A 19,547-nucleotide genomic window follows, 5' to 3' on the forward strand; every position below is an offset into this window, starting at 1 on the left:
TTCAACGAACCAGAATCAGTAAAACGGCCATCTCAGCCAATTGCTGCACGGCTCCCAGACAATCACCGGTATATCCGCCAAGCCGCTTCAAAAAGTAGACTTTACAGCAATATCGCAAAGCGGCCGAAACAGCGACCACAACAACGGCGGCACCAAAAGGTACAAAAAACAGGGGCAGGACCGCAAACATCAACGCCATCCCTACATCCCCTGGTTCGATACTTTTGGCGATAGGTTTAACTTTGCTACGCTGGTCCGCTTGAACATAGGGAAGATCACCCACCAGGCTGATCGCCAGTACACGGCTGACACTATGCGCCAGCCATATGGCAGCCAATGCCTGTGGTATTGTCATTTGTGCCAGAAAGATAATCTTTGCCACGACTGACACTGATAGGGCTAATGCTCCATAGGTGCCTATCCGGCTGTCCTTCATGATTTCCAGTATTCGCTCAGGCGTATATCCTCCGCCAAAGCCGTCAACAGAATCAGCCAGCCCATCCTCATGAAATGCGCCAGTGACCAGAATACCGGCAACCACCGCCAACAGTGCTGCAATCCAGGGTCCGTGCCACCAAGCCCCCAATAAATAGGCTGATGCCACTACCGCTGCCACGATCCACCCTATAAGGCCGATATAGCGGCTCGCCCGGTTAAGGTCCGCCTCGTCATAAGGCAGGATCAAACGAGCCGGGATACGCGTATAGAACTGCAGTGCCATCAGCAGCCATTGCAGCTCCTGTCGCCACCAGCTCTCCTGACTGCCGGTATTCGTACCGTCACTCTCTGAAGCACTCGGTGTTTGATGATCTGTCATGGTATGCGACCTTGAGGCAATCAACTCTTTTCGCTGACACCGGCCTCGGCAAAACTGGCCATTTCAGTCAGCATGGCGACGGCACTTTCAATAACAGGATAGGCCACTGCACATCCAGAGCCTTCACCCAAACGCATGCCTAACTGTAACAATGGTTTGGCGTGCAACCGGGAAAGCATCAATCGATGGCCCTGCTCCTCCGAGCAATGACAGAAAACCGCATATTGGCTAAGTTCAGGCCGTAACTGACTAGCCACCAGGAAAGCCGCGGTTGCAATAAACCCATCGACCAGAACCAAAACACCATGCGCCGCGGCTTCCAACATTGCTCCAACCATCGCAGCCACTTCATAGCCCCCCATGGCGGCCAATACCTCCATGGGCGCTTGTGCACCTGAATGTAACTCTGCAACCTGTTTCAATATAGACAGTTTGCGCTGATACCGTTCATCATCCAGACCGGTTCCCCGGCCAACGCAATCTTCCAGGGGAATGTTCAGAAGGCGACTCATAATCAGCGAGGCAGAAGACGTATTGCCAATCCCCATCTCACCTACACCGATAACATTGGCCCCAAGATTCAATACCGCCTGGGCTTGACGTCTTCCCGCCTGAATAGCGGCAACACAGTCTTCGTCAGACATTGCAGGACCACTCAACATGCTGGCGGTTCCCGATCCGACCTTTTCCTGAATCAGGCCGGGCTCATCGCCGAAGTCATGATTCACACCAACATCAATTACTCTGACCGAGATACCGTGCTGTCGACTGAAGACGTTGATAGCCGCACCACCTTCCAGAAAGTTCAATACCATCTGCCAGGTAACATCCTGGGGATAGGCACTGACACCTTCCCGTGCAAGACCATGATCCGCTGCAAATACCAGAATATGGGGAGCGACCAGCGTCGGTCTCAAGGTCCCCTGAATCCGACCTACCTGAAAGGCCAGTGACTCCAGCAGCCCCAGGGCCCCTAAAGGTTTTGTCTTATGGTCAATGGTGGAATGTAATCGCTCGTCCCAATCCTCACTAACAGCAGGGACTACCGGCAGTACATCAGAGGGATTCATGAATCGTATTTCTCCGTTTAGGTGAGTATTCAGTCACTTCAACTTTAATGGCAGGCCAGCCACAATCAGCTCTACCCGATCGCAAACTCCAGCCAGGCGCTGGTGAAGCATCCCCGCCTCATCACAAAACCGCCGGCTTAATTCACCAAGGGGAACAATTCCCATATTGGTTTCATTGGAGACCATGATCAAAGAGATGCGGCAGTCACTGACAGCATCTTCAAACAAGCTTACTTCCTGATGTAATAGCGCTTCATCTTCCTTGAGCAGCAGATTAGTCAGCCATAACGTCAGACAATCCACCAGAATAACGTCAGACGATGCCGCGTTCCTGATTGCTTGTGCCAACTGTAATGGTTCCTCAACAGTACACCAGGACGAATCCCGGTCTTCTCGATGACGACGAATGCGTTCAGCCATTCCCGAATCCAATGGAGTGGCGGTGGCGATATAGGTAACCTGGCCTGAAATTGATGTTGCGAGGGTTTCAGCATACCGGCTCTTTCCGGATTTTACACCCCCTAGCACTAACGCTTTCATTAACGGCTCTCCGTAGTGGCCATACCATTATTTAAGGCAATGACTTCCCCAGACACCAAAGAAAGAATCTTCTCCATTGCTAACGATGATTCAATCGAATCAGCCAGGCGATCTATCTGTTGCTCACGCATGGCGGCATAATCCAAAGCTTTCGCCTCTTTCAGTCCAGCCCACTTTAGCCAGGCATTCAATGCCGCCGGACGTTCGAACAATCCATGCCAATAGGTTCCTGCAACTGACTGATCCTGATTGAATGCTCCATCGGCTCCATTCTCCCCCAGAATAACGGGGCTCTTCAGGTCTGCGCCGAAGGTTTCACCCACATGAATCTCGTACCCCTGAACTTCGGCATCAACAAAGGAAAGACGGCCCTGTCGGTTATGCAATTGCTTGTTTTGCTGCAACAGGGTTTCGCAGTCTAACCAGCCAAGTCCTGACGTTTCTCCTGGACATCCTTCTACACCAGCGGGATCGCGAATCACATTTCCCAGCATTTGAAATCCACCACAAATTCCCAGAACCTTCCCTCCCAGCCGGATATGTCGCTGAATGGCCTCATCCCAGCCCTGACGTCTCAACCAGTCGAGGTCGTCCCGCACAGATTTGCTGCCCGGAAGTATGATGAGATCGGCACCTGGAATCTGATCATCCGGTCCGATGAACCGAAAATCCACTTGAGGGTGCAGGCGTAAAGGATCAAAGTCGGTATGGTTACTGATTCTGGGCAGAGCAGGAACAACCACCCTCAATGCGCCATGTTCTGAAGAATTTTGGGCCTCCCTTGGCAGAGCATCTTCAGCGTCGAGATGCAGTCCTTGAAGGTAGGGCAATACACCAAGCACAGGTTTCCCAGTGTATTCCTCCAACCAGTCCAGTCCGGGTTTAAGCAGAGAGATATCACCACGGAACCGGTTAATGACAAAGCCTTTGATACGTGCCTGCTCACTTTCGCTGAGTAATGCCAATGTCCCAACCAAGTGCGCAAATACGCCACCTTTATCGATATCAGCCACCAGAATCACAGGACAATCTACCGCCTCGGCAAATCCCATGTTGGCAATATCATTGTCGCGCAGATTGATTTCTGCAGGGGATCCCGCCCCCTCCACCAGCATAACCTGATACTGCTGCCGCAGACGCTGGTGCGACTCTAACACCGCATCCATGGCCACAGTCTTGTATTGGTGGTAAGACGTAGCCGTCATATTGCCGCGGGCCTGACCGTGAATAATGACCTGAGCACCAATGTCCGTATTTGGCTTTAACAAAACGGGATTCATGTCCGTATGAGGCTCTAGACCGCAAGCCTGCGCCTGCAGCGCCTGAGCACGCCCGATTTCTCCTCCGTCAGAGGTGACCGCACTGTTAAGCGCCATATTCTGGGGTTTGAAAGGCGCAACCGATATCCCCCGACGCTTCAGGCACCGGCACAAGCCGGCAACCAGGGTACTTTTACCGGCGTCAGAGGTGGTGCCCTGGACCATTAGGGTTGGCATATCAATTTCCCATCAGGATATCTATTTATTTGGGCTCATATCTTATGGTCAGGTAGAAACTGGTTCCCGGCTGATTATAGAAAGAAGCTGTTTCATACTCTGTATCAAATAGATTTTCTACTCTTCCCTGAAGCCACCAGGATGATGCCATTTCATACTGAGCCCGAAGATCGACGGTCTGGTATGCCCCCAACTCACGAGTATTCGCTAAATCATCATATGACCTACCCGCGGCATATATAGATGCCCCTGCAGACCATCCAGACTGAAGATAGTCCAGATCTATTCTTCCGCTTCTCTCAGGGCGACGTACCAATTGCTTACCTTCATTGGCCCCGTTTGATTCATTTCGAGGTGACTGAATAGTTAAATCCAGTCCAAGCTGCCAACTCTCAAGTATCCTTTGATCAACTACAATTTCTATTCCAGTAATTTTCGCTTCATCAACATTGGCAGGTGTGAAAGAAGCATCATAGCCAATTAACTCATCCACTAGAGTATTAAAGTAGCTTACAGACCATTGCGTAGCGACATATTGTCCGCGGAAGCCAAACTCAATTGTTTCAGACTCTTCTGGCTGAAGTTCCGGGTTACCGAAACCGGGATAATACAATTGGTTGAAAGTAGGGGCTTTAAATGCAGTGCCGTAACTGGCGACAAATCTAAAACCATCAGCGATGGTTAACCCGTATCCGAAACCTCCGGTAACCTGATCGCCAAACTGTTCGTTATCATCGTGCCGTAGGCTTAACTCAAAATCATGAATATCCAGAGACATTAAATACTGGAGATACCCACCATAATTTTCCCTCCTTGTTTCTGCAAACTGGTCACTATCATCAATGATAGAATCAAAGTTCTGGTCACCATAGGTATGGATCTTGTCTCTTTGATAGTCAGCTCCCAAGGTCAGAGTGTCACGATCAAACAATATAAAATCTGTCTGTAGTCCTGCCGTATCCCGTGTTGTGTCTAGCGTACTGGCGAAACTGTCATTCAGATAATTATCTGAATTGTCATCACTTCGTCCTAGCGTTAGATTTACCCTCCATGTATCGGTAAGTACCACGGTGGAGTGCACCCCCAAAATCTCTTGTAGAGTTTCAGAGTTATTTTGAAAAGAGCCATCAAACTCTGTTTCGTTATCGCTTCTTAAACCACTAACAGAAATTTCGGAACCATTTTCAAACTGGTATCCGATACGCAAACTCCCAGAAAGATTTTCATATCCATCCTTATCCGGTTCATCCACGTAGCAACCAGCAAACTCGGTGCCTGCTTCAGCTTGGCACGAATCAATTCCCCCTGAATTCACCCCGCTAACAGAAATGCTATAAAAGAAATGATCTCCGCCCCCTGACAAACCAGCAGAAGCCTCATACGTATCATGACTACCTGCTGTAACACTGATGGTAGGTTTCAGATCCCCCCCACCTCGACGGGTAAATATCTGAATGACACCTCCAATAGCCTCTGACCCGTATAGACTGGAGCGGGGGCCTCGAACGATCTCAATCCTTTCAATCTGATCGATGGGAAAATCTTGAAATGGCACGGATCCGGATGTTGCGGAACCCACTTTTACGCCATCCACTAACACCAGGATGTGATCAGAGTTAGTGCCGCGCATAAACAATGAAGTGTTTTGGCCACGCCCGCCGTTATTCACAAAATGCAGACCAGCTTCTCCTTTCAACAGATCCTGAAGAGAACGGGCCTGTCTTTGAAGAATTTCCTCTCGCGTTAATACGCGAACAGTAGAAATAGATTCGTTAGCTGTTTGCGCCGTCCTTGTCGCCGTAACCACAACCGGGTCTGTAGTTGTAGCCCATAAAACCGGGCTAAAAGTAGCCAGGGCAATGGGAAACATAATTGGTAAAGTCCCTACGGGAAGCTTAGTTACTAAATGAGACTGGGAAGACATGGATACTCCGGTTCGCGCCCGCCCGCGCATGGCTTACAAGTTTGGCGTATAAGCGAGAGGAGATTGGAGACCGAAGAAGTCTGAGGTCATCCTTGCAAAGCCCTCCGCAATGCCGGTTTATGTCCCAGGCCGGTCTCCGGGCTCACGAGTGGACAATCTCCAGACAACACCTTCCCATGCGCGAACACAGTGGTATTTCGTTGTCTTTTTCTCGTTTACCGTTGCGGGGGCAGCGTCGGGCTTTCACCGACTTCCCGTTTCATTCCCTAATGAACAATTGTTAAGGAACACCTGTGACGCCGCGTAAACTAAGGGGGAAGAAGGGTAAAGTCAAGGTCAGGAATTAACCAGAAAACTTGGGTTCAGTTGTGACTTGAAATAAATCAAGGGGTTAATGATATCCTGTCAGGATTCAATCTCCCCTTGTATAGGACATCCAGGCTCAGGAACCGTATATTTTCGCAGCCAGCTCCATGTCCCAATAGGTCGCTTCGATCTTGTGGCCATCAGGGTCTCGTACAAAACAACCATAATAGGGCTCGCCATAATGTGGACGGGGTCCCGGCTCTCCTTCTCCGCTAGCTCCGGCGTCCACCGCGGCTTGGTAGAATGCATCCACCCGCTCTTTGCTGGGTACCATGAATCCAATATGAAAGCCGTTTCCTACGGTAGCCGGCTCGCCATTGAGAGGTGTCTGCAACCAGAATTCAGGATATTGTTTGCCATAGGCGATGGACCCGGGGTGCTCCATGATTCTTCTGCAGCCAATAGCCCCCAGCACTTTATCGTAAAAAGCGGCGGCCTTTTCAAACTGGTTTGTGCCTATCGAAACATGGGAAATAATGCTTGGACTATCGTCGCTCATAATATAGCTCCTCTACTCAGAATGGATATGAATTCCCATGGGCGACCAGCATTGACTCCGGCAACAGCAGGAGACCACCCTTGGACGGAGTAAAGTATACGACTACCTCCTGACAGCATTCTGTCAGTAGGAATGAAGGTCCAGCGCTAAAAGTGACACTCTCTTTTTGCCGCCTTCAGTATCCTGCTGCCCAACTTCGTCAAAACCCAGCCTCGCGTGAAAATCCAGCGAATTCTGGTTCAGCGGGCGCAGATTAACTTCACACCCCAATATTGAAGCATCGACAGGATTTCTCTCAGCAACCGCCTGATAAAGTCGACGACCCAGCCCCCTTCCCTGAAACTCGGGAGCAACAACGATCCGGTCAACGTAAAGAAAGCGTTCATAATTGTCAGAGAACCAACGATAGTTCAGGCTCTGATAATCAAGCCCGGGCAGCATGGCGACGATAAAACCGGCAATGTTGTCTTCTTCACGAGCGATACCGGTAAAGTAGGACTGTTTTAACAAATCTCGAAGCTCTTGGGAGTCCAGCTCTCCCACATGCGGAACTTCAGCCTGATTCATGGTCAGCAGACGGTCCAGGTCCTGGGTGGTAATCTCATTCTCGATGAGTGGCGTAATAAAAATCTCTGCCATGAACAGCTTCCTTAGAAATCATTATTGAGGGTCATCAGGCATATATCAGGTCCATCATTTCATGAGCCCAGACACCTGCCTGATGATAGGCTTCAAACACATCCTGATACAGGTCAAAGGGTAGCTCGTTCAGCGAGTCCCAATCCCGTTGCTCGATCATTTCGATCTGGCCGAGCAGCTTGCCCATAGGGCCCTCACCTGTCAACAAAGCTTTCATCACTTCCGGCGCAACACTGATCTGCTCCAACAGCACAGACTTGTCGGCTTCCAATAGCAGATCTATTCCTGACAGCATTCCTGCCATGAAATATTGCTCAGGGGACGGTTCATCTCTCATATCAGCGAAAGACTCACACGCCCGTGCTCGGGTCAGGAGTATCCGGACCAGTTCAGTCTTCTGCTCGCCAGAGGAAGCCAGCATGATGAGCATGGTCCATTTCCTGAGTTGGTTCAGCCCCAACAGGACCAGCGCCTCGCGAATCGTTTCAATATTACGGTGGAGCTTGCATGCCGGGCTGTTGAGTATCCGTAGCACCTGATACACAAGCTTGGGCTCTCTGGATACGGCCTGGGAGATGTCCTCAAGAGAAGAGTGCTGGGATTGAATCTGACGCAATACCTGCATCAGCCCCTGAATACTGGGCTGGACGGTCTTACCGAAGACCTTATCCGGCCGCGCAAGATAATACCCCTGGAATAATTTGAATCCCAATTCCCTGCATTGACGATAAACCTCAGGGGTTTCCACTTTCTCGGCAACCAGTTCAAACGGAAACTGCGCCAGACGATTCACTGAGTCTATAAGCTTTTCCGAGTCCAGTTTAGAGACATCAACTTTGACGTGGTCGAGATAGGGAAACAGGGCAATATCGGTTTTCGCCGGATGATAGCCATCCAATGCAAAGCGATAACCTCTTTTGCTTAAATCAGCCAGCGTTAATAGCAAAGAGTCGGTGACAACAGTATCGTGAACCAGTTCCAGTATAACGGCTTCAGGGCTCACCGGCAGGAAAGATTCGGAATCAAGAAAATCTGCCGTAATATTAATGAAGAGTGGTTGTTGAAAGGTGTCAAATTGAGCACTGATACTTGCACAAAGGTTCACCACCACCTGGCTGGTTGCTTTCTCTCCGCCGAAAACCTCTGCGCTTAGTCCATCAGCATTACGAAATAACAATTCATAGCCGAACAATCTGTGGTTGTCGTCATAAATTGGCTGGCGCGCCATCAGAATATCCAGCGAAGATGACTCTGCCATTGTTGACTGAACTTCCATCATCTCCTCCTATTCAATAACTGATATTTTTATCTCCTATTACAGGCTAATGCAAGGTGGACAACGGCACTGAGAAGCGTTTAAATCATGGGTATGTGAAGTGAGTCGCCACAATTTATGGCCCGGCAGGAAATATCCTTCCGACCTCATAGTTACAATGACATACCGCCAAAAGCGAACGTCATGGACTTTACAAGAATGCCAGGACCTTATCCGGTCACCGGCGCATAACATAGTCATTTCCGCACGAGGATTTACCCATCCGGTGCGTCGAGGTAATTAATATGGGCAATAGTGCAAACAATAGAGTGATCGAAGCCGTTCCCGGCTCCAAGTACACGGCGAAAACGCCGGATGAAAATGGCCTGATTCAATATACCCCTGAAGAAGACTCTGTCTGGCAGGACCTTATACAACGCCAGCAACCTGCGGTTCAGGGCGTTGCCTGCAATGAATTTCTTCACGGCATGGACCTCCTGAAGCTCCCCCAGGATCGTATCCCTCAGCTTCACGAAGTCTCTGAGCCCCTAGACCATGCAACAGGTTGGGGAGCTGCCGCAGTTCCAGCCTTGATACCCTTTATTACTTTCTGCGATCTGTTAGCAAATAAAAAGTTTCCCTGCGCCACCTTTATCCGTAAAAGAGAGGAGCTGGATTATCTGGAAGAGCCCGATATATTCCATGAAGTATTCGGCCACTGCACCATGCTGACCAACCCATGTTTCGCCGAATTTACAGAGACTTATGGAAAGCTTGGTCTTGAAGCGGGAGAGGCTGAGAGAACGTTTCTCGAAAGGCTTTACTGGTTCACGGTCGAGTTTGGTCTGCTACAGACTCCTGAAGGAATTCGGGTCTATGGAGGCGGTATACTCTCCTCCATTGGCGAAACCCAGTATGCCTGCAGCAACAAGCCAGAGTTACGCCCCTTCAACCTGGTGGACGTTTTCAGGACGCCTTACAGAATTGATATCATGCAACCGATTTACTATGTCCTTGAAGACATTGAAGATTTGTTCAAGGTAGCCCATATGGACCTGTTCTCAGCCATGAAAAAAGCTCAGGAGTTGGGAATGTTCGACCCGGCATTTCCTCCTAAAGAGGATTTAAAATCGGCCTGAGAGTCTTCTGAAAGCTGAGCTGATCCAGAAACAGAAACAGAAACAGAAACAGAAACAGAAACAGAAACAGAAAGACAAAATAAAGGCATCTCCCTGCAAAGTGAGATGCCTTTTTAACGCTAGTGCCTAACCGGCTTTATCTAATCAGAAGCAGTAGACCGGTTAGGGCCATTCGGAACGAGTATCCCTCGCCGGTTAATCCACCAAAGCCCTATCAATGCGGCCAAAGCCCCCAAATGAATGTAAAGTGCTGTTGGCCAGATCAACAATACGGCGATCACGGCGAGCACCAACCTGAGAGGCAACACCAGATATTGACTCAGCCAACCGGTGAATACTGCTGCCATGGCATACAAGGCTGCCGCGGCGAATATGAATATCGGAATGGCTTCGCCCCAATTTCCACTCAGGAAAGGCGTGTACGCAAACAGAAACGGCACTACATAGAGAGCCTTGGCCAGTTTCCAGGCGGATAAACCTGCCGGCATGGGCTCCGTTTTTGCGATGGCTGCAGCAGTAAAAGCTGTCAGACATACCGGAGGCGTCACATTGCTGTCCTGGGACAACCAAAAGATGATCATATGGGCCGACAGCAGAGCCAGCGTTGCAACGGTTGGATCAATGGCAACATCCAGTACGGTCGGCAAGAGATCTCTCGGCAGGCGACCGACAATATCTGCGGCCAATTCCGGAGACATCGGCGCCGCCAGATTCACATCGGTGATATTTCCTACAAACTGCAGGGTCACCTGCGCAGCTTCAGGCAAACTGCCCTGAATCAGCAGCTCCACCAGATTATTTTGCATAATCAGTTGCTGTAACGCAGGTGCGGCGATGGTGGCAACCATGATATAGGCCGCTGTTACCGGAAGCCCCATGCCCAGGATCAGGGACGCCAGAGCAATCAGCACAATGGCGATCCATAGCTGCCCCCCGGCCCACTGCACAATCATGAACGAGAATGTATTACCAATGCCGGTAGTGGCCACCACATTGACGATCAGACCAATGGTAATTAACAGCAAAGCCGTCATGACCATATTCTTGGACCCCAGCGCCAGCGCATCCATTACTGCTCTGGGCCCCATTGGATTGGGAGACAGCCAGGATGAGACGATCACCGCCAGTATGGCAAAGCCTGCAGAATAGGTTGGACTCAGACCGTATATCAGCAATCCGATCAACAAGGCGATAGGAACCAGAAACGAAAAACCGCCCTGCTTCATCATCACCAGCAAAGGGGTCGGATCCTTTTCAATTTCAGGAATAATCCCGCTTTTCTTTGCCTGTAAACGGACAAAGGCTGCAATCGTGAGGAAGTACAGCAACGCGGGCAGAAATGCCACGATCACAATCTGGGTATAAGGGATCTGGGTATAGTTAGCCATGACAAAGGCTCCCGCCCCCATAATCGGAGGCATCAATTGCCCCCCGGTCGAGGCAGCGGCTTCCACACCCGCGGCAAAACGAGCGTCATACCCGGCTTTCTTCATCAACGGAATAGTGATCACGCCAGTAGAGGCCGTATTCGCCACAGCCGAACCGGAAATGGTACCGGTCAGACCTGACGATATCACCGCAATCAGACCCGGACCACCGTGAAGCTTGCCGGCAGAGCGTTTGGCAAGTTCGATAATAAAATCCCCTGCACCGGACCGGACCAGAAAAGCCCCAAAGATGATGAACATCATGAAAAAGCTGGAGGAGATCGAGGCGATACTGCCGAACATGCCGTCATCTCCGAAAATACTCCGGAACAGAATGGTTTCCAGACTTAACCCAGAAAATCTGAAGACACCGGGCAGGTATTGCCCCCACCAGGCCACATATCCCAATGCCACCAGGATAATGGCAGGGATCAACCAGCCCGCCGTGCGCCGGGTCAACTCCAACGCCACGGCAATTAATACCAGACCGGCGATCCAGTCATAAACGCTGAGATGGATGCCTCTGGCATAGATGGCATCCTCACTCAGAAACAGCCATAGAACTGACAGGGTACTCGCCAGTGCCAGCCCACAGTATATTGCTTTCATTTTCCTGGATTCGTCGGTAGATCCGTACCATCCCACGCACAACCAGGAAAACCCGATAAAGTGTATTACGTTCGGCCAGAATCCACTGATCCAGCCTGTCATGTTGAATAGGATATGTACTACTGCCACCAACCCTGCCCAGGCATAAAGGACACGATGGCGACGCAGAAGCATCCACTCAGCGGCGGACTCTTGCATGCGAAACCTCTTTCATACAATTGAACACCGGACAACACTTTCCACGAAAGGTGTCCGGCAATGAGTGATATTCAGATCACAACAATCAGTTAGAGATCAGGCGCGCAGGAATGTTGATTCCCTGCTCTTTGTAGTAGCGGACCGCACCTGGATGCAGAGGAACCGGTAAACCTGCAATCGCCTTGTCCAGCGCCATAGCCGTTGTCGCTTTGTGGATACTGTTGAGGAACGGCAGGTTTTCGTAGATGGTTTTGGTTAGCAGGTATACGGTTTCTTCATCAATATCATTGCGGACTGCCAGAAAGTTGGGCTGGGCAATCGTCTGGATATCCTTGTCCACACCCGGATAGGTTCCCGCCTTCACGGTGTACGGTGTCCACAAATCGAAATTTCCATCAGCCTGTTTGACCTGCTCATCGGTAAAGCTTAACAGCGTGATATCCGAGCGCTGGGCAAACGCGTTTATCACAGCACTTACCGGAACACCCGCTGGGGTTCCAAAGCCAACCACCTTACCATCCTGCAGGGCTTGGCTACTGGGACCATAACCGGCATAAAGCAACTCATAATCCTTATCAATATCAAGTCCGAAATGGTTCAGAATCGTTCGATTGGATTCAATCGTACCGGAGTTCTTTTTCCCCATGGCGACTCGCTGACCCTTTGCCTTGGCCATATCGGTAATGGTACCGCTGGATACGTAATCGTTCTGTAAAACAAAGTGCTCCACGTTCTGCCATAGCATGGTCACAGAGCGGAAGTTTCTCTGTTGTCCATCCGCGGAAAACATAGCAGTACCTTCCCAGGCATATTTGCCGAAGAGACCTTGCAGGATGGCGAATTGAGCTTCGTTCTCACGCATCAGCTTGATGTTTTCACCTGAACCGGCCGAATTGATGGCTGACAGACTGATACCGTTACTTGGCTGAAGCTTGATCTTACTCAGCGTGGCAATAGCAACGCCGACGGGATAATAGGTTCCACCGGTACTGGCGGTAGCCAGTATGTAATCTTTATCCTCGGCATTTGAGTTAGCGGTGTACCCTAACAGGGTTCCCACGGAAATCGCCGCTGCCAGAATTCGTGAACAGAAGGCGTTTTTAGGTAGGCTCAACATAAGTTTTCCTCTTGTTTTTGTTGTGAGCATGCACATAGCGTATCTGTGCCATGTGAGTACATTTATCTACTGCAAGCTACACGCCAATGAGAACAACTTATAACTCATTGTATTATATACTTTTTTATAAAGAGCAATGATCATCATGAGCAACAAATTGCCGACAGCCTTTCACGTATAAGCAAAAAATAGCTCATGATCGATAAAATGATCTGGATACCGCCCTTCACCGTATCGAAATTCATCACAAATATAGACGCTTTTACTGATTAAAACTTAGCCTTACCGGCCACTTAACGCTATTCTGTCGTTGTGGGTGCCCAAAGACGTTGTCAGGGCCCTAATGACGAAGATGAGCAAAATTGACAATCCCCCAAAGCAAACAAGAAAACCAAAGAGGGAAACACGAATGAACATCGCCGATTTACGCAGACACCCGGAACAGATCAACCAGGTGAATATCTTATCTTTCGAGGGTGATATTTATATCGCCGAGCTCGAATACAAAGACCATCGAGATGTACTTCAGGATGTGAATGGAGGCCCCAAACGATTTCACAGTATCGCGGAGCTGAAAGAGGTGGTTGGTGCGACAGGGATCAAGCGGTTTAACCTGGTATTCAACTCGCCCTACGACGAGATCTAAGCACTAACGTTAAACTGCCAATATAAAATCTCATGGGCGCAAAATTTTGCGCCCATGTAGGTTCAGCAGCAGGAATGGATAATCAATACAACGCTGCCTCGTCCTCCAGAACTTCCTTGATTGCCTCGATAAAAATCCGATCCGCATCACTCATGATCTCAGGGATACGAATGGTGGTGGTGGCACTGATTTCATCAGCGATCTTCTGATCGGCATTCTCGTCATTATGCAGACGACGGGCAATTTCCATACATTTGGCGGGAATCGTCGGATCTGCCAGAACCTTCTTAATAAAACCACGCATTTCATCAATTATTCTGGCCTGACGGCCTTCATCGGCACTACTCATTCATAAACTCCTCGAAAAGTCTCCAAGGGAACCTCCCCCCAGAACAGCGCATATTGGCACTGACACTAATTAGCTATTTTATTTTCGAAGTATAGTGAGGGAAAGGAGATAAAAAAACCCGCGCCTGAAATGCTGCTGCATTGCGCTGCAGGTCGCGGGGTCGTAGGCCGCTTGCGCGGAAATGGACAAATCAACCCTGTGGACGGGTGGATGTGGCCCGTCCCGGGGCGCAAATCAGAATCTCAAATTTCTACAGCAAGCAAAACTGTCTGAAATGACATTAACTAGGCTAATCTGGTCACCAATTAAATTATGAGGCACAATAAAACTTTCTGTCTGACAGACAGATAAAAGTTAAATGACGGGTTACCCGCAACAATCACCGATCAGATACGGCAAGCCTTATGCAAAAAGTCACCATTTTGGGATTTGACCTGGCCCTGTCATCGGCCATCACCGGAATTGTCGACATACTCAGTATGGCCGGCGTCACCTGGAATTTCTGGCAGCATCAGCCCACCGCTCCGCGTTTCCAGGTTCAATTGGCCTCCGTCGATGGAGGGCCTGTTCGCTGCTTGAACAAAATGCAGCTTGAAGCCCATTTACGCTTTGATCAGGTGGAGGCAGATCATATCCTGGTCGTTCCCACCATCGCGGGAGAAATCGATGTGGCATTGGAACGCAACCGGGAGCTGATCGAAACTCTGGCATTTTTCGGCAGCCGTGGATCGCTGGTCGTTGGTAACTGCACAGGCGTATTTCTGCTGGCGGAAGCCGGTATACTGGACGGCAAGGTCGCCACCACCCACTGGGCCTATGTGGAACAATTCAAGCAACGATATCCAAAAGTGGATTTGCGGCCGGAACAGATGATTACCACCTCGGAAAACGTGTACTGCTCCGGCGGCGGAATTGCCTGGCTGGACATGGCGCTCTACCTGACCGAACGCTTCTGCGGTCATGATATGGCGGTCAGAACATCCAAATCCTATGTGATCGACATGGGGCGTACATACCAGTCAAGCTACTCTGCCCTCAGAGTTCGCAAAATGCATCGCGATGAAGACATACTCAAAGTGCAAGATTGGCTGGAGGAGCACTGTCAGCAGGAGATCCGCATCGATGATCTGGCACAACGGTTCAATATGAGCCCACGAACCCTTGCCCGGCGGTTTAAAGCGGCTACCGGCGACACGCCTTTGGGATACCTCCAGACCCTGCGGCTGGAGAACGCCAAGAAAATGCTGGAGGAAACCTCTGACAATATCAGCCAGATCACCATGGCCGTCGGATATGAGGACGTCAGTTCGTTCACCAAACTGTTCCGCCAGAAAACCGGGCTGACCCCCAAAGATTACCGTAACAAGTTTCAACGCCGGAGCCTCATGTGACAGAACCTGCAGCAGTAGAACTGGATCCGTTCTACTACCTGTACAACTTCAGAACACTTCTGGAATGCGTTTTGGAGCAATATGGCGATTTGCTGAATAATGAGGAACAGGAATTCGTCGACACCTTCATGGAACTTCCTGATCCGGAGCAGGCTTTGCTGGTACGAATGTACAGTCGGCGCTCCACCCTGTTTCGCAGCGATAAGTTGAATTACACCGAACTACCACCGACAGAGCACCTGCTCCCTTCATTGCAGGAGAGCGGTCTGATCAGTATTAATCCAATGCTGCCGGCCGAAGAGCTACTGGAGCTGGTGACCTGCCCTGAGATGCGGGAGTGGTGGCCGGAGCAGTGTCCCAAGAAAGGTAACCGTCCATTTCAACTGGAACAGCTGGCGGAACTGACCTCCAATCAGTTTTATGATTCATTCCCCCACACCCTGGTGGAAATCCTTCATCAACCAATGATCGACCTCTTTCAGCTCCTGTTCTTCGGCAATCTGGCCCAAGACCTGAGTGCCTTTGTCACCGTTGATCTCGGGCACGTTCGCTACGAACCCTATCAACTGGACAGTGACACCCGCCTGTTTCGCCATCGACAGGATATTGACGATTCTGAAGCGATAATGGCACTTCGGGACCAGTTCTACAGTAGCGAAGAGTTTGATCCCGATATTGCCCAGCATATTCTGCAGCACTTACCGGTTTTAGACGATAACTCCCCGGTAAAAGGCCGCCTCAGCAGATTGTGCAATCGCATTGGTAAGGGTTATGAACAGCAGCAAATGCTGCCGGAAGCACTCGAAGCTTATTCGTTTTCCCACCGTCCTCCTGCCAGAGAAAGGCGAGCCAGAATATTGTTCAAACTGGAGCAATACGAAGCCGCGGAAAATCGGTGCAAGGAAATCATTAAAAATCCCTGGAATGAGGCCGAAAGCCTGTTCGCCGAGCGCTTCCAGAAGCAGTGTCGCAAGCAGATGGGGCATAAGGGTCCACCTAACCGGCGCTATACACCGCAGACACAAACGCTGGTTTTACCTAACGGTGACATGCGTGTAGAGCAAAATGTTCTGATGCATTTGTATCTTGAGGAATCCCCTTGTTTCTATGTTGAAAACTGGCTGATGAATACGGTGTTTGGCCTGACATTCTGGGACGCGATATTTGCACCCGTCAGGGGAGCCTTTACCCATCCATTTCAGCGGGCGCCACATGATCTCTTTGATACTGAGTTTGAAAGCAAAAGACACCCGCTGATAGAGTCCGCCTTTGACAATATCAACAGCGCCTCGTGGTCAGAACAAATCACGCAACGATGGCGGGATAAATATGGTATCAGCAACCCCTTTGTCGGCTGGTATGAACCAGGAGAAGATATTCTTTCAATGGCCCTGGACTACATCCCCAGAGAACACTGGATGGCAATATTTCGCCGAATGCTCAGCGACCTTCGGGAGAATTGTTCAGGATTTCCAGATCTTATTCAGTTCTACGAAGACGGCAGTTACCGGTTGCTGGAAGTGAAAAGCCCGACGGATAAAGTTCAGCCCAATCAGTTGAGATGGATGAGCATGTTTGAACAACAGGGTATTCCCTATCACCTGCTCCAGGTAAAGTGGGCCGAACAAAGTATTGAATCTCTCTCCTGATGCCTGCAAACACAACCAGCCTTTCAGCTAAATACAAAATCAACGTCCGTCAGGCCGTGGAACTGCTGTGTCAGGAAGGTGACCTTAGCCATCGCGATCGGGATGTCGCCACTGCTCGGGAAGGTCAGGAGGCTCATCGACGGGTTCAGACCTCATGGCCGGCTGAAGCTCAGGCGGAAGTCACTATAAAACATCAGATAAAGCATGAAGGTGTCACGCTGACCATTCACGGCCGCATCGATGGTCTGTGGAAAACCGGAAACAAGATTCGATTTGAAGAGATCAAAACGCTCAGGCACGAAGCCGGGCTGTTGCCCATCGGCCTGCAAAGCAGGCATCGCTTACAGGTGCTGCTCTATGCCGCTATGTGGGCAGAACAGTTTGGCGAAGAGATTTCAGACAAGTCCATTGAGTTGTGCCTGACTTACTTCAACGTCCTGACAGAGAAGGTCGAACAGAACGTCGACACTTGCTCTTTGTCTGCTTTGCGGCAGATGTCCGCCCCGCTCTTTCAACACTTGATCGACTGGTACTCCGATCTCCATAGGCATCGTCTGCAACGAAATGACTTTCTTGAAAGTATCGGCTTCCCTTACCCGGAATTCCGGTCAGGACAGCGAGATTTTGCCAAACTGGTATACCGCACCCTGCAGCAGGGAGGCCAATGCTTGATTGAAGCCCCCACCGGCAGCGGAAAATCCCTGGCGACCCTGTTCCCCGGCCTTAAATCAATGGCATTGGGGCATCTGGATCAATTGTTCATTACGTCAGCCAAAAACGCCTCTCAACAGGCAGCCCTGGATTCCGCCCGACAGGTATATGGAAAAGACTCCTGCCAGATCAGAACATTGCAGCTCTCCGCAAAGGAAAAGATCTGTATCCAGGACAGTATTTGCAACAACCAGGACTGCCCCCGCCAGACCGGATTCTATGAACGCCTGCCTGGCGCTATCGAAGAAGCCCTGGGCCATGGCTGGCTGGACACGGAAACCGTCAGAGAAATCGCGCTAAAGCATGAAATTTGTCCACACGGTCTTCAGGGCCTGCTACAACCTTGGGTGGACCTTTTGATTGGTGACTACAACTACGCTTTCTCGCCTAACGTACGCTCCGATATGGTGTTTACCCAGAACAGAGTCGGCCTGCTGATCGACGAAGCCCACAACCTCCCTGACCGGGCCCGGGATCTGTTTTCCGCCAAACTGGATTCGTGGCAGATTGAGCGCTGTCGGAAAAGCCAGAACAACACCGGATCACCGCTCGCCAAAAGCGCCAGCAGGCTGTTGAAGCACATTCGATCGGTGGTGCTGGAAAATAATCGGATGGTACAAGGCGAAACGGCCTTTATAAAACAACTGGAACTGTTTTGCGGAGCGGCAGAACAGTGGCTGCTGACTCCTCATGACTTAATCTCTGTCGCCGATCTGGAAAGCCAGAACAGCGTCACCGAAGCGTTACAGCAGGCCCGTAATTGGTTGTATCTGGCGGACCAGGCGGAGGATGACTTTGCCTGTTTCGACACGGTTTCTGACAATGGCAGAAATGCATCTCAACGAACGTTGCATCTGAGATGTCTGACTCCAGCCATCATGCTCCAGCCCTACTTTAAGTCCGTGTCCGCAATGGTTTTGTTTTCTGCGACACTGACACCGCCGGTGTTTTATCAAATCTTACTCGGATTACAGAACAACTATTTGCGGCATCGCATGCCTTCTCCTTTTAATCAGAACCACACTGAAGTTCTGATTGCCCCTTACCTGAATATGCGCAGCAAAACCCGCTTCCAGCAAATACACTCCGTGGTGCGTATGATCGAAGATATCTACGAGAACAGACCTGGCAACTACTGGGTATTCACCCCATCCTACGAGTTCCAGTCCCAGTTAGTGGAAGCTTTTTCAGCATCCTGTCCTGATATCGAGTACCTGGCCCAGCCACAGGACAATTCGCCGGAAGCCCGGGAAGCATTCTTGTCAGCCTTCAGTGATAACAGTCGCACAGTGGGGTTTGTCGTACTGGGAGGCGCCTACGGTGAAAGCATCGACATGGCCGGTGAACGCCTGATAGGCAGCATTATTCTGGGCCCGGGATTGCCTCAATTGAGCCGTGAGAACGACGCCATCGCCAAGTACTTTGAGCAACAGGGGTTGGACGGCTTTGCCTATGCCTACCAACTGCCGGGATGGCAAAAGGTGATTCAGGCGGCAGGACGGGTTATTCGTACCGAAACAGATAAGGGCATCGTCATATTGGCGGACGATCGCTTTACTCACCAACAGTATCAGGCACTATTTCCTCCTCACTGGCAACCCAGGCAAACAACCTCCCCGGAACAGTTACTTGAAGCCGTCAGCCAATTCTGGTCCCGGGAGTAGGCTGTCTCAAGGCTTTGTCTGCACTACTCCAGGGCCCGTTT

Annotated in this window: 16 protein-coding genes and 1 riboswitch; of the genes, 5 read left to right on the forward strand and 11 right to left on the reverse strand. The window is 50.4% G+C overall.

Annotation, left to right across the window (positions count from 1 at the left end):
* Nucleotide 1: 1 nt before the first annotated feature.
* From BTA51_RS00820 to BTA51_RS00855, 8 genes are all read right to left on the reverse strand, one after another.
* Entirely contained in the window at nucleotides 2-817 is an 816-nt protein-coding gene (locus BTA51_RS00820; protein WP_094705317.1) for an adenosylcobinamide-GDP ribazoletransferase, read from the reverse strand.
* Nucleotides 818-837: 20 nt separating this feature from the next.
* Nucleotides 838-1,887, reverse strand: coding sequence for a nicotinate-nucleotide--dimethylbenzimidazole phosphoribosyltransferase (cobT, locus tag BTA51_RS00825; RefSeq protein ID WP_094705319.1), 1,050 nt, complete (start codon nucleotides 1,885-1,887; stop codon nucleotides 838-840).
* A gap of 33 nt (nucleotides 1,888-1,920) precedes the next feature.
* Nucleotides 1,921-2,427, reverse strand: a complete 507-nt coding sequence (cobU, locus tag BTA51_RS00830) for a bifunctional adenosylcobinamide kinase/adenosylcobinamide-phosphate guanylyltransferase (protein ID WP_094705321.1) — start codon at nucleotides 2,425-2,427, stop codon at nucleotides 1,921-1,923.
* Entirely contained in the window at nucleotides 2,427-3,923 is a 1,497-nt protein-coding gene (locus tag BTA51_RS00835; protein WP_094705323.1) for a cobyric acid synthase, read from the reverse strand. The genes cobU and BTA51_RS00835 overlap by 1 nt, the downstream gene beginning before the upstream one ends.
* A gap of 25 nt (nucleotides 3,924-3,948) precedes the next feature.
* The gene (locus BTA51_RS00840; RefSeq protein WP_246840871.1) at nucleotides 3,949-5,847 is read right to left on the reverse strand and encodes a TonB-dependent receptor domain-containing protein; all 1,899 of its coding nucleotides are present in this window, start codon (nucleotides 5,845-5,847) and stop codon (nucleotides 3,949-3,951) included.
* 109 nt (nucleotides 5,848-5,956) lie between these two features.
* Nucleotides 5,957-6,157: riboswitch (cobalamin riboswitch) on the reverse strand.
* A gap of 132 nt (nucleotides 6,158-6,289) precedes the next feature.
* Complete coding sequence (locus BTA51_RS00845) at nucleotides 6,290-6,712, reverse strand: VOC family protein (RefSeq protein WP_094705327.1); 423 nt, start codon at nucleotides 6,710-6,712, stop codon at nucleotides 6,290-6,292.
* Between the two features lie 123 nt (nucleotides 6,713-6,835).
* Nucleotides 6,836-7,351 (reverse strand): GNAT family N-acetyltransferase, encoded by a 516-nt coding sequence (locus BTA51_RS00850; RefSeq protein WP_094705329.1) that lies wholly within the window; start codon nucleotides 7,349-7,351, stop codon nucleotides 6,836-6,838.
* Between the two features lie 34 nt (nucleotides 7,352-7,385).
* The gene (locus BTA51_RS00855; RefSeq protein ID WP_210404737.1) at nucleotides 7,386-8,609 is read right to left on the reverse strand and encodes an EAL and HDOD domain-containing protein; all 1,224 of its coding nucleotides are present in this window, start codon (nucleotides 8,607-8,609) and stop codon (nucleotides 7,386-7,388) included.
* 302 nt (nucleotides 8,610-8,911) lie between these two features.
* On the opposite strand from BTA51_RS00855, the gene phhA reads away from it, so the two are divergent.
* A complete protein-coding gene (gene phhA, locus BTA51_RS00860; protein WP_094705333.1) occupies nucleotides 8,912-9,745 on the forward strand; it encodes a phenylalanine 4-monooxygenase in 834 nt (277 codons plus the stop codon).
* A gap of 140 nt (nucleotides 9,746-9,885) precedes the next feature.
* Here phhA and BTA51_RS00865 read toward each other — a convergent pair whose 3' ends face one another.
* Nucleotides 9,886-11,979, reverse strand: coding sequence for a TRAP transporter fused permease subunit (locus BTA51_RS00865; RefSeq protein ID WP_094705335.1), 2,094 nt, complete (start codon nucleotides 11,977-11,979; stop codon nucleotides 9,886-9,888).
* A gap of 85 nt (nucleotides 11,980-12,064) precedes the next feature.
* The gene (locus tag BTA51_RS00870; protein ID WP_094705337.1) at nucleotides 12,065-13,096 is read right to left on the reverse strand and encodes a TAXI family TRAP transporter solute-binding subunit; all 1,032 of its coding nucleotides are present in this window, start codon (nucleotides 13,094-13,096) and stop codon (nucleotides 12,065-12,067) included.
* Nucleotides 13,097-13,505: 409 nt separating this feature from the next.
* Between BTA51_RS00870 and BTA51_RS00875 the strand changes: the two genes are divergently transcribed.
* Nucleotides 13,506-13,742, forward strand: a complete 237-nt coding sequence (locus BTA51_RS00875; protein WP_094705339.1) for a DUF6482 family protein — start codon at nucleotides 13,506-13,508, stop codon at nucleotides 13,740-13,742.
* A gap of 82 nt (nucleotides 13,743-13,824) precedes the next feature.
* Here BTA51_RS00875 and BTA51_RS00880 read toward each other — a convergent pair whose 3' ends face one another.
* Nucleotides 13,825-14,091 (reverse strand): hypothetical protein, encoded by a 267-nt coding sequence (locus BTA51_RS00880; RefSeq protein WP_094705341.1) that lies wholly within the window; start codon nucleotides 14,089-14,091, stop codon nucleotides 13,825-13,827.
* Between the two features lie 404 nt (nucleotides 14,092-14,495).
* Here BTA51_RS00880 and BTA51_RS00885 point away from each other — a divergent pair, with 404 nt between their 5' ends.
* The 3 genes from BTA51_RS00885 to BTA51_RS00895 are packed head-to-tail and all read left to right on the forward strand — an operon-like array spanning nucleotide 14,496 to nucleotide 19,506.
* Nucleotides 14,496-15,482 carry a GlxA family transcriptional regulator gene (locus BTA51_RS00885; RefSeq protein WP_094705343.1) on the forward strand — a complete coding sequence of 329 codons (987 nt, stop codon included), beginning with the start codon at nucleotides 14,496-14,498 and terminating at the stop codon, nucleotides 15,480-15,482.
* Nucleotides 15,479-17,131 carry a VRR-NUC domain-containing protein gene (locus tag BTA51_RS00890; protein ID WP_094705345.1) on the forward strand — a complete coding sequence of 551 codons (1,653 nt, stop codon included), beginning with the start codon at nucleotides 15,479-15,481 and terminating at the stop codon, nucleotides 17,129-17,131. Before BTA51_RS00885 ends, BTA51_RS00890 begins: the two co-directional genes overlap by 4 nt.
* Nucleotides 17,131-19,506, forward strand: a complete 2,376-nt coding sequence (locus BTA51_RS00895) for an ATP-dependent DNA helicase (RefSeq protein ID WP_094705347.1) — start codon at nucleotides 17,131-17,133, stop codon at nucleotides 19,504-19,506. Before BTA51_RS00890 ends, BTA51_RS00895 begins: the two co-directional genes overlap by 1 nt.
* The last annotated feature ends 41 nt before the right edge of the window (nucleotides 19,507-19,547 follow it).

The organism is Hahella sp. CCB-MM4 (genome assembly GCF_002260525.1).
Lineage (GTDB): Bacteria > Pseudomonadota > Gammaproteobacteria > Pseudomonadales > Oleiphilaceae > Hahella.

What these genes read in the sequence shown, in the direction of transcription:
- BTA51_RS00820 (WP_094705317.1), bottom strand. Translation starts at nt 817, where the DNA reads ATGACAGATCATCAAACACCGAGTGCTTCAGAGAGTGACGGTACGAAT.
- cobT (WP_094705319.1), bottom strand. Translation starts at nt 1,887, where the DNA reads ATGAATCCCTCTGATGTACTGCCGGTAGTCCCTGCTGTTAGTGAGGAT.
- cobU (WP_094705321.1), bottom strand. Translation starts at nt 2,427, where the DNA reads ATGAAAGCGTTAGTGCTAGGGGGTGTAAAATCCGGAAAGAGCCGGTAT.
- BTA51_RS00835 (WP_094705323.1), bottom strand. Translation starts at nt 3,923, where the DNA reads ATGCCAACCCTAATGGTCCAGGGCACCACCTCTGACGCCGGTAAAAGT.
- BTA51_RS00840 (WP_246840871.1), bottom strand. Translation starts at nt 5,847, where the DNA reads ATGTCTTCCCAGTCTCATTTAGTAACTAAGCTTCCCGTAGGGACTTTA.
- BTA51_RS00845 (WP_094705327.1), bottom strand. Translation starts at nt 6,712, where the DNA reads ATGAGCGACGATAGTCCAAGCATTATTTCCCATGTTTCGATAGGCACA.
- BTA51_RS00850 (WP_094705329.1), bottom strand. Translation starts at nt 7,351, where the DNA reads ATGGCAGAGATTTTTATTACGCCACTCATCGAGAATGAGATTACCACC.
- BTA51_RS00855 (WP_210404737.1), bottom strand. Translation starts at nt 8,609, where the DNA reads ATGGCAGAGTCATCTTCGCTGGATATTCTGATGGCGCGCCAGCCAATT.
- phhA (WP_094705333.1), top strand. Translation starts at nt 8,912, where the DNA reads ATGGGCAATAGTGCAAACAATAGAGTGATCGAAGCCGTTCCCGGCTCC.
- BTA51_RS00865 (WP_094705335.1), bottom strand. Translation starts at nt 11,979, where the DNA reads ATGCAAGAGTCCGCCGCTGAGTGGATGCTTCTGCGTCGCCATCGTGTC.
- BTA51_RS00870 (WP_094705337.1), bottom strand. Translation starts at nt 13,096, where the DNA reads ATGTTGAGCCTACCTAAAAACGCCTTCTGTTCACGAATTCTGGCAGCG.
- BTA51_RS00875 (WP_094705339.1), top strand. Translation starts at nt 13,506, where the DNA reads ATGAACATCGCCGATTTACGCAGACACCCGGAACAGATCAACCAGGTG.
- BTA51_RS00880 (WP_094705341.1), bottom strand. Translation starts at nt 14,091, where the DNA reads ATGAGTAGTGCCGATGAAGGCCGTCAGGCCAGAATAATTGATGAAATG.
- BTA51_RS00885 (WP_094705343.1), top strand. Translation starts at nt 14,496, where the DNA reads ATGCAAAAAGTCACCATTTTGGGATTTGACCTGGCCCTGTCATCGGCC.
- BTA51_RS00895 (WP_094705347.1), top strand. Translation starts at nt 17,131, where the DNA reads ATGCCTGCAAACACAACCAGCCTTTCAGCTAAATACAAAATCAACGTC.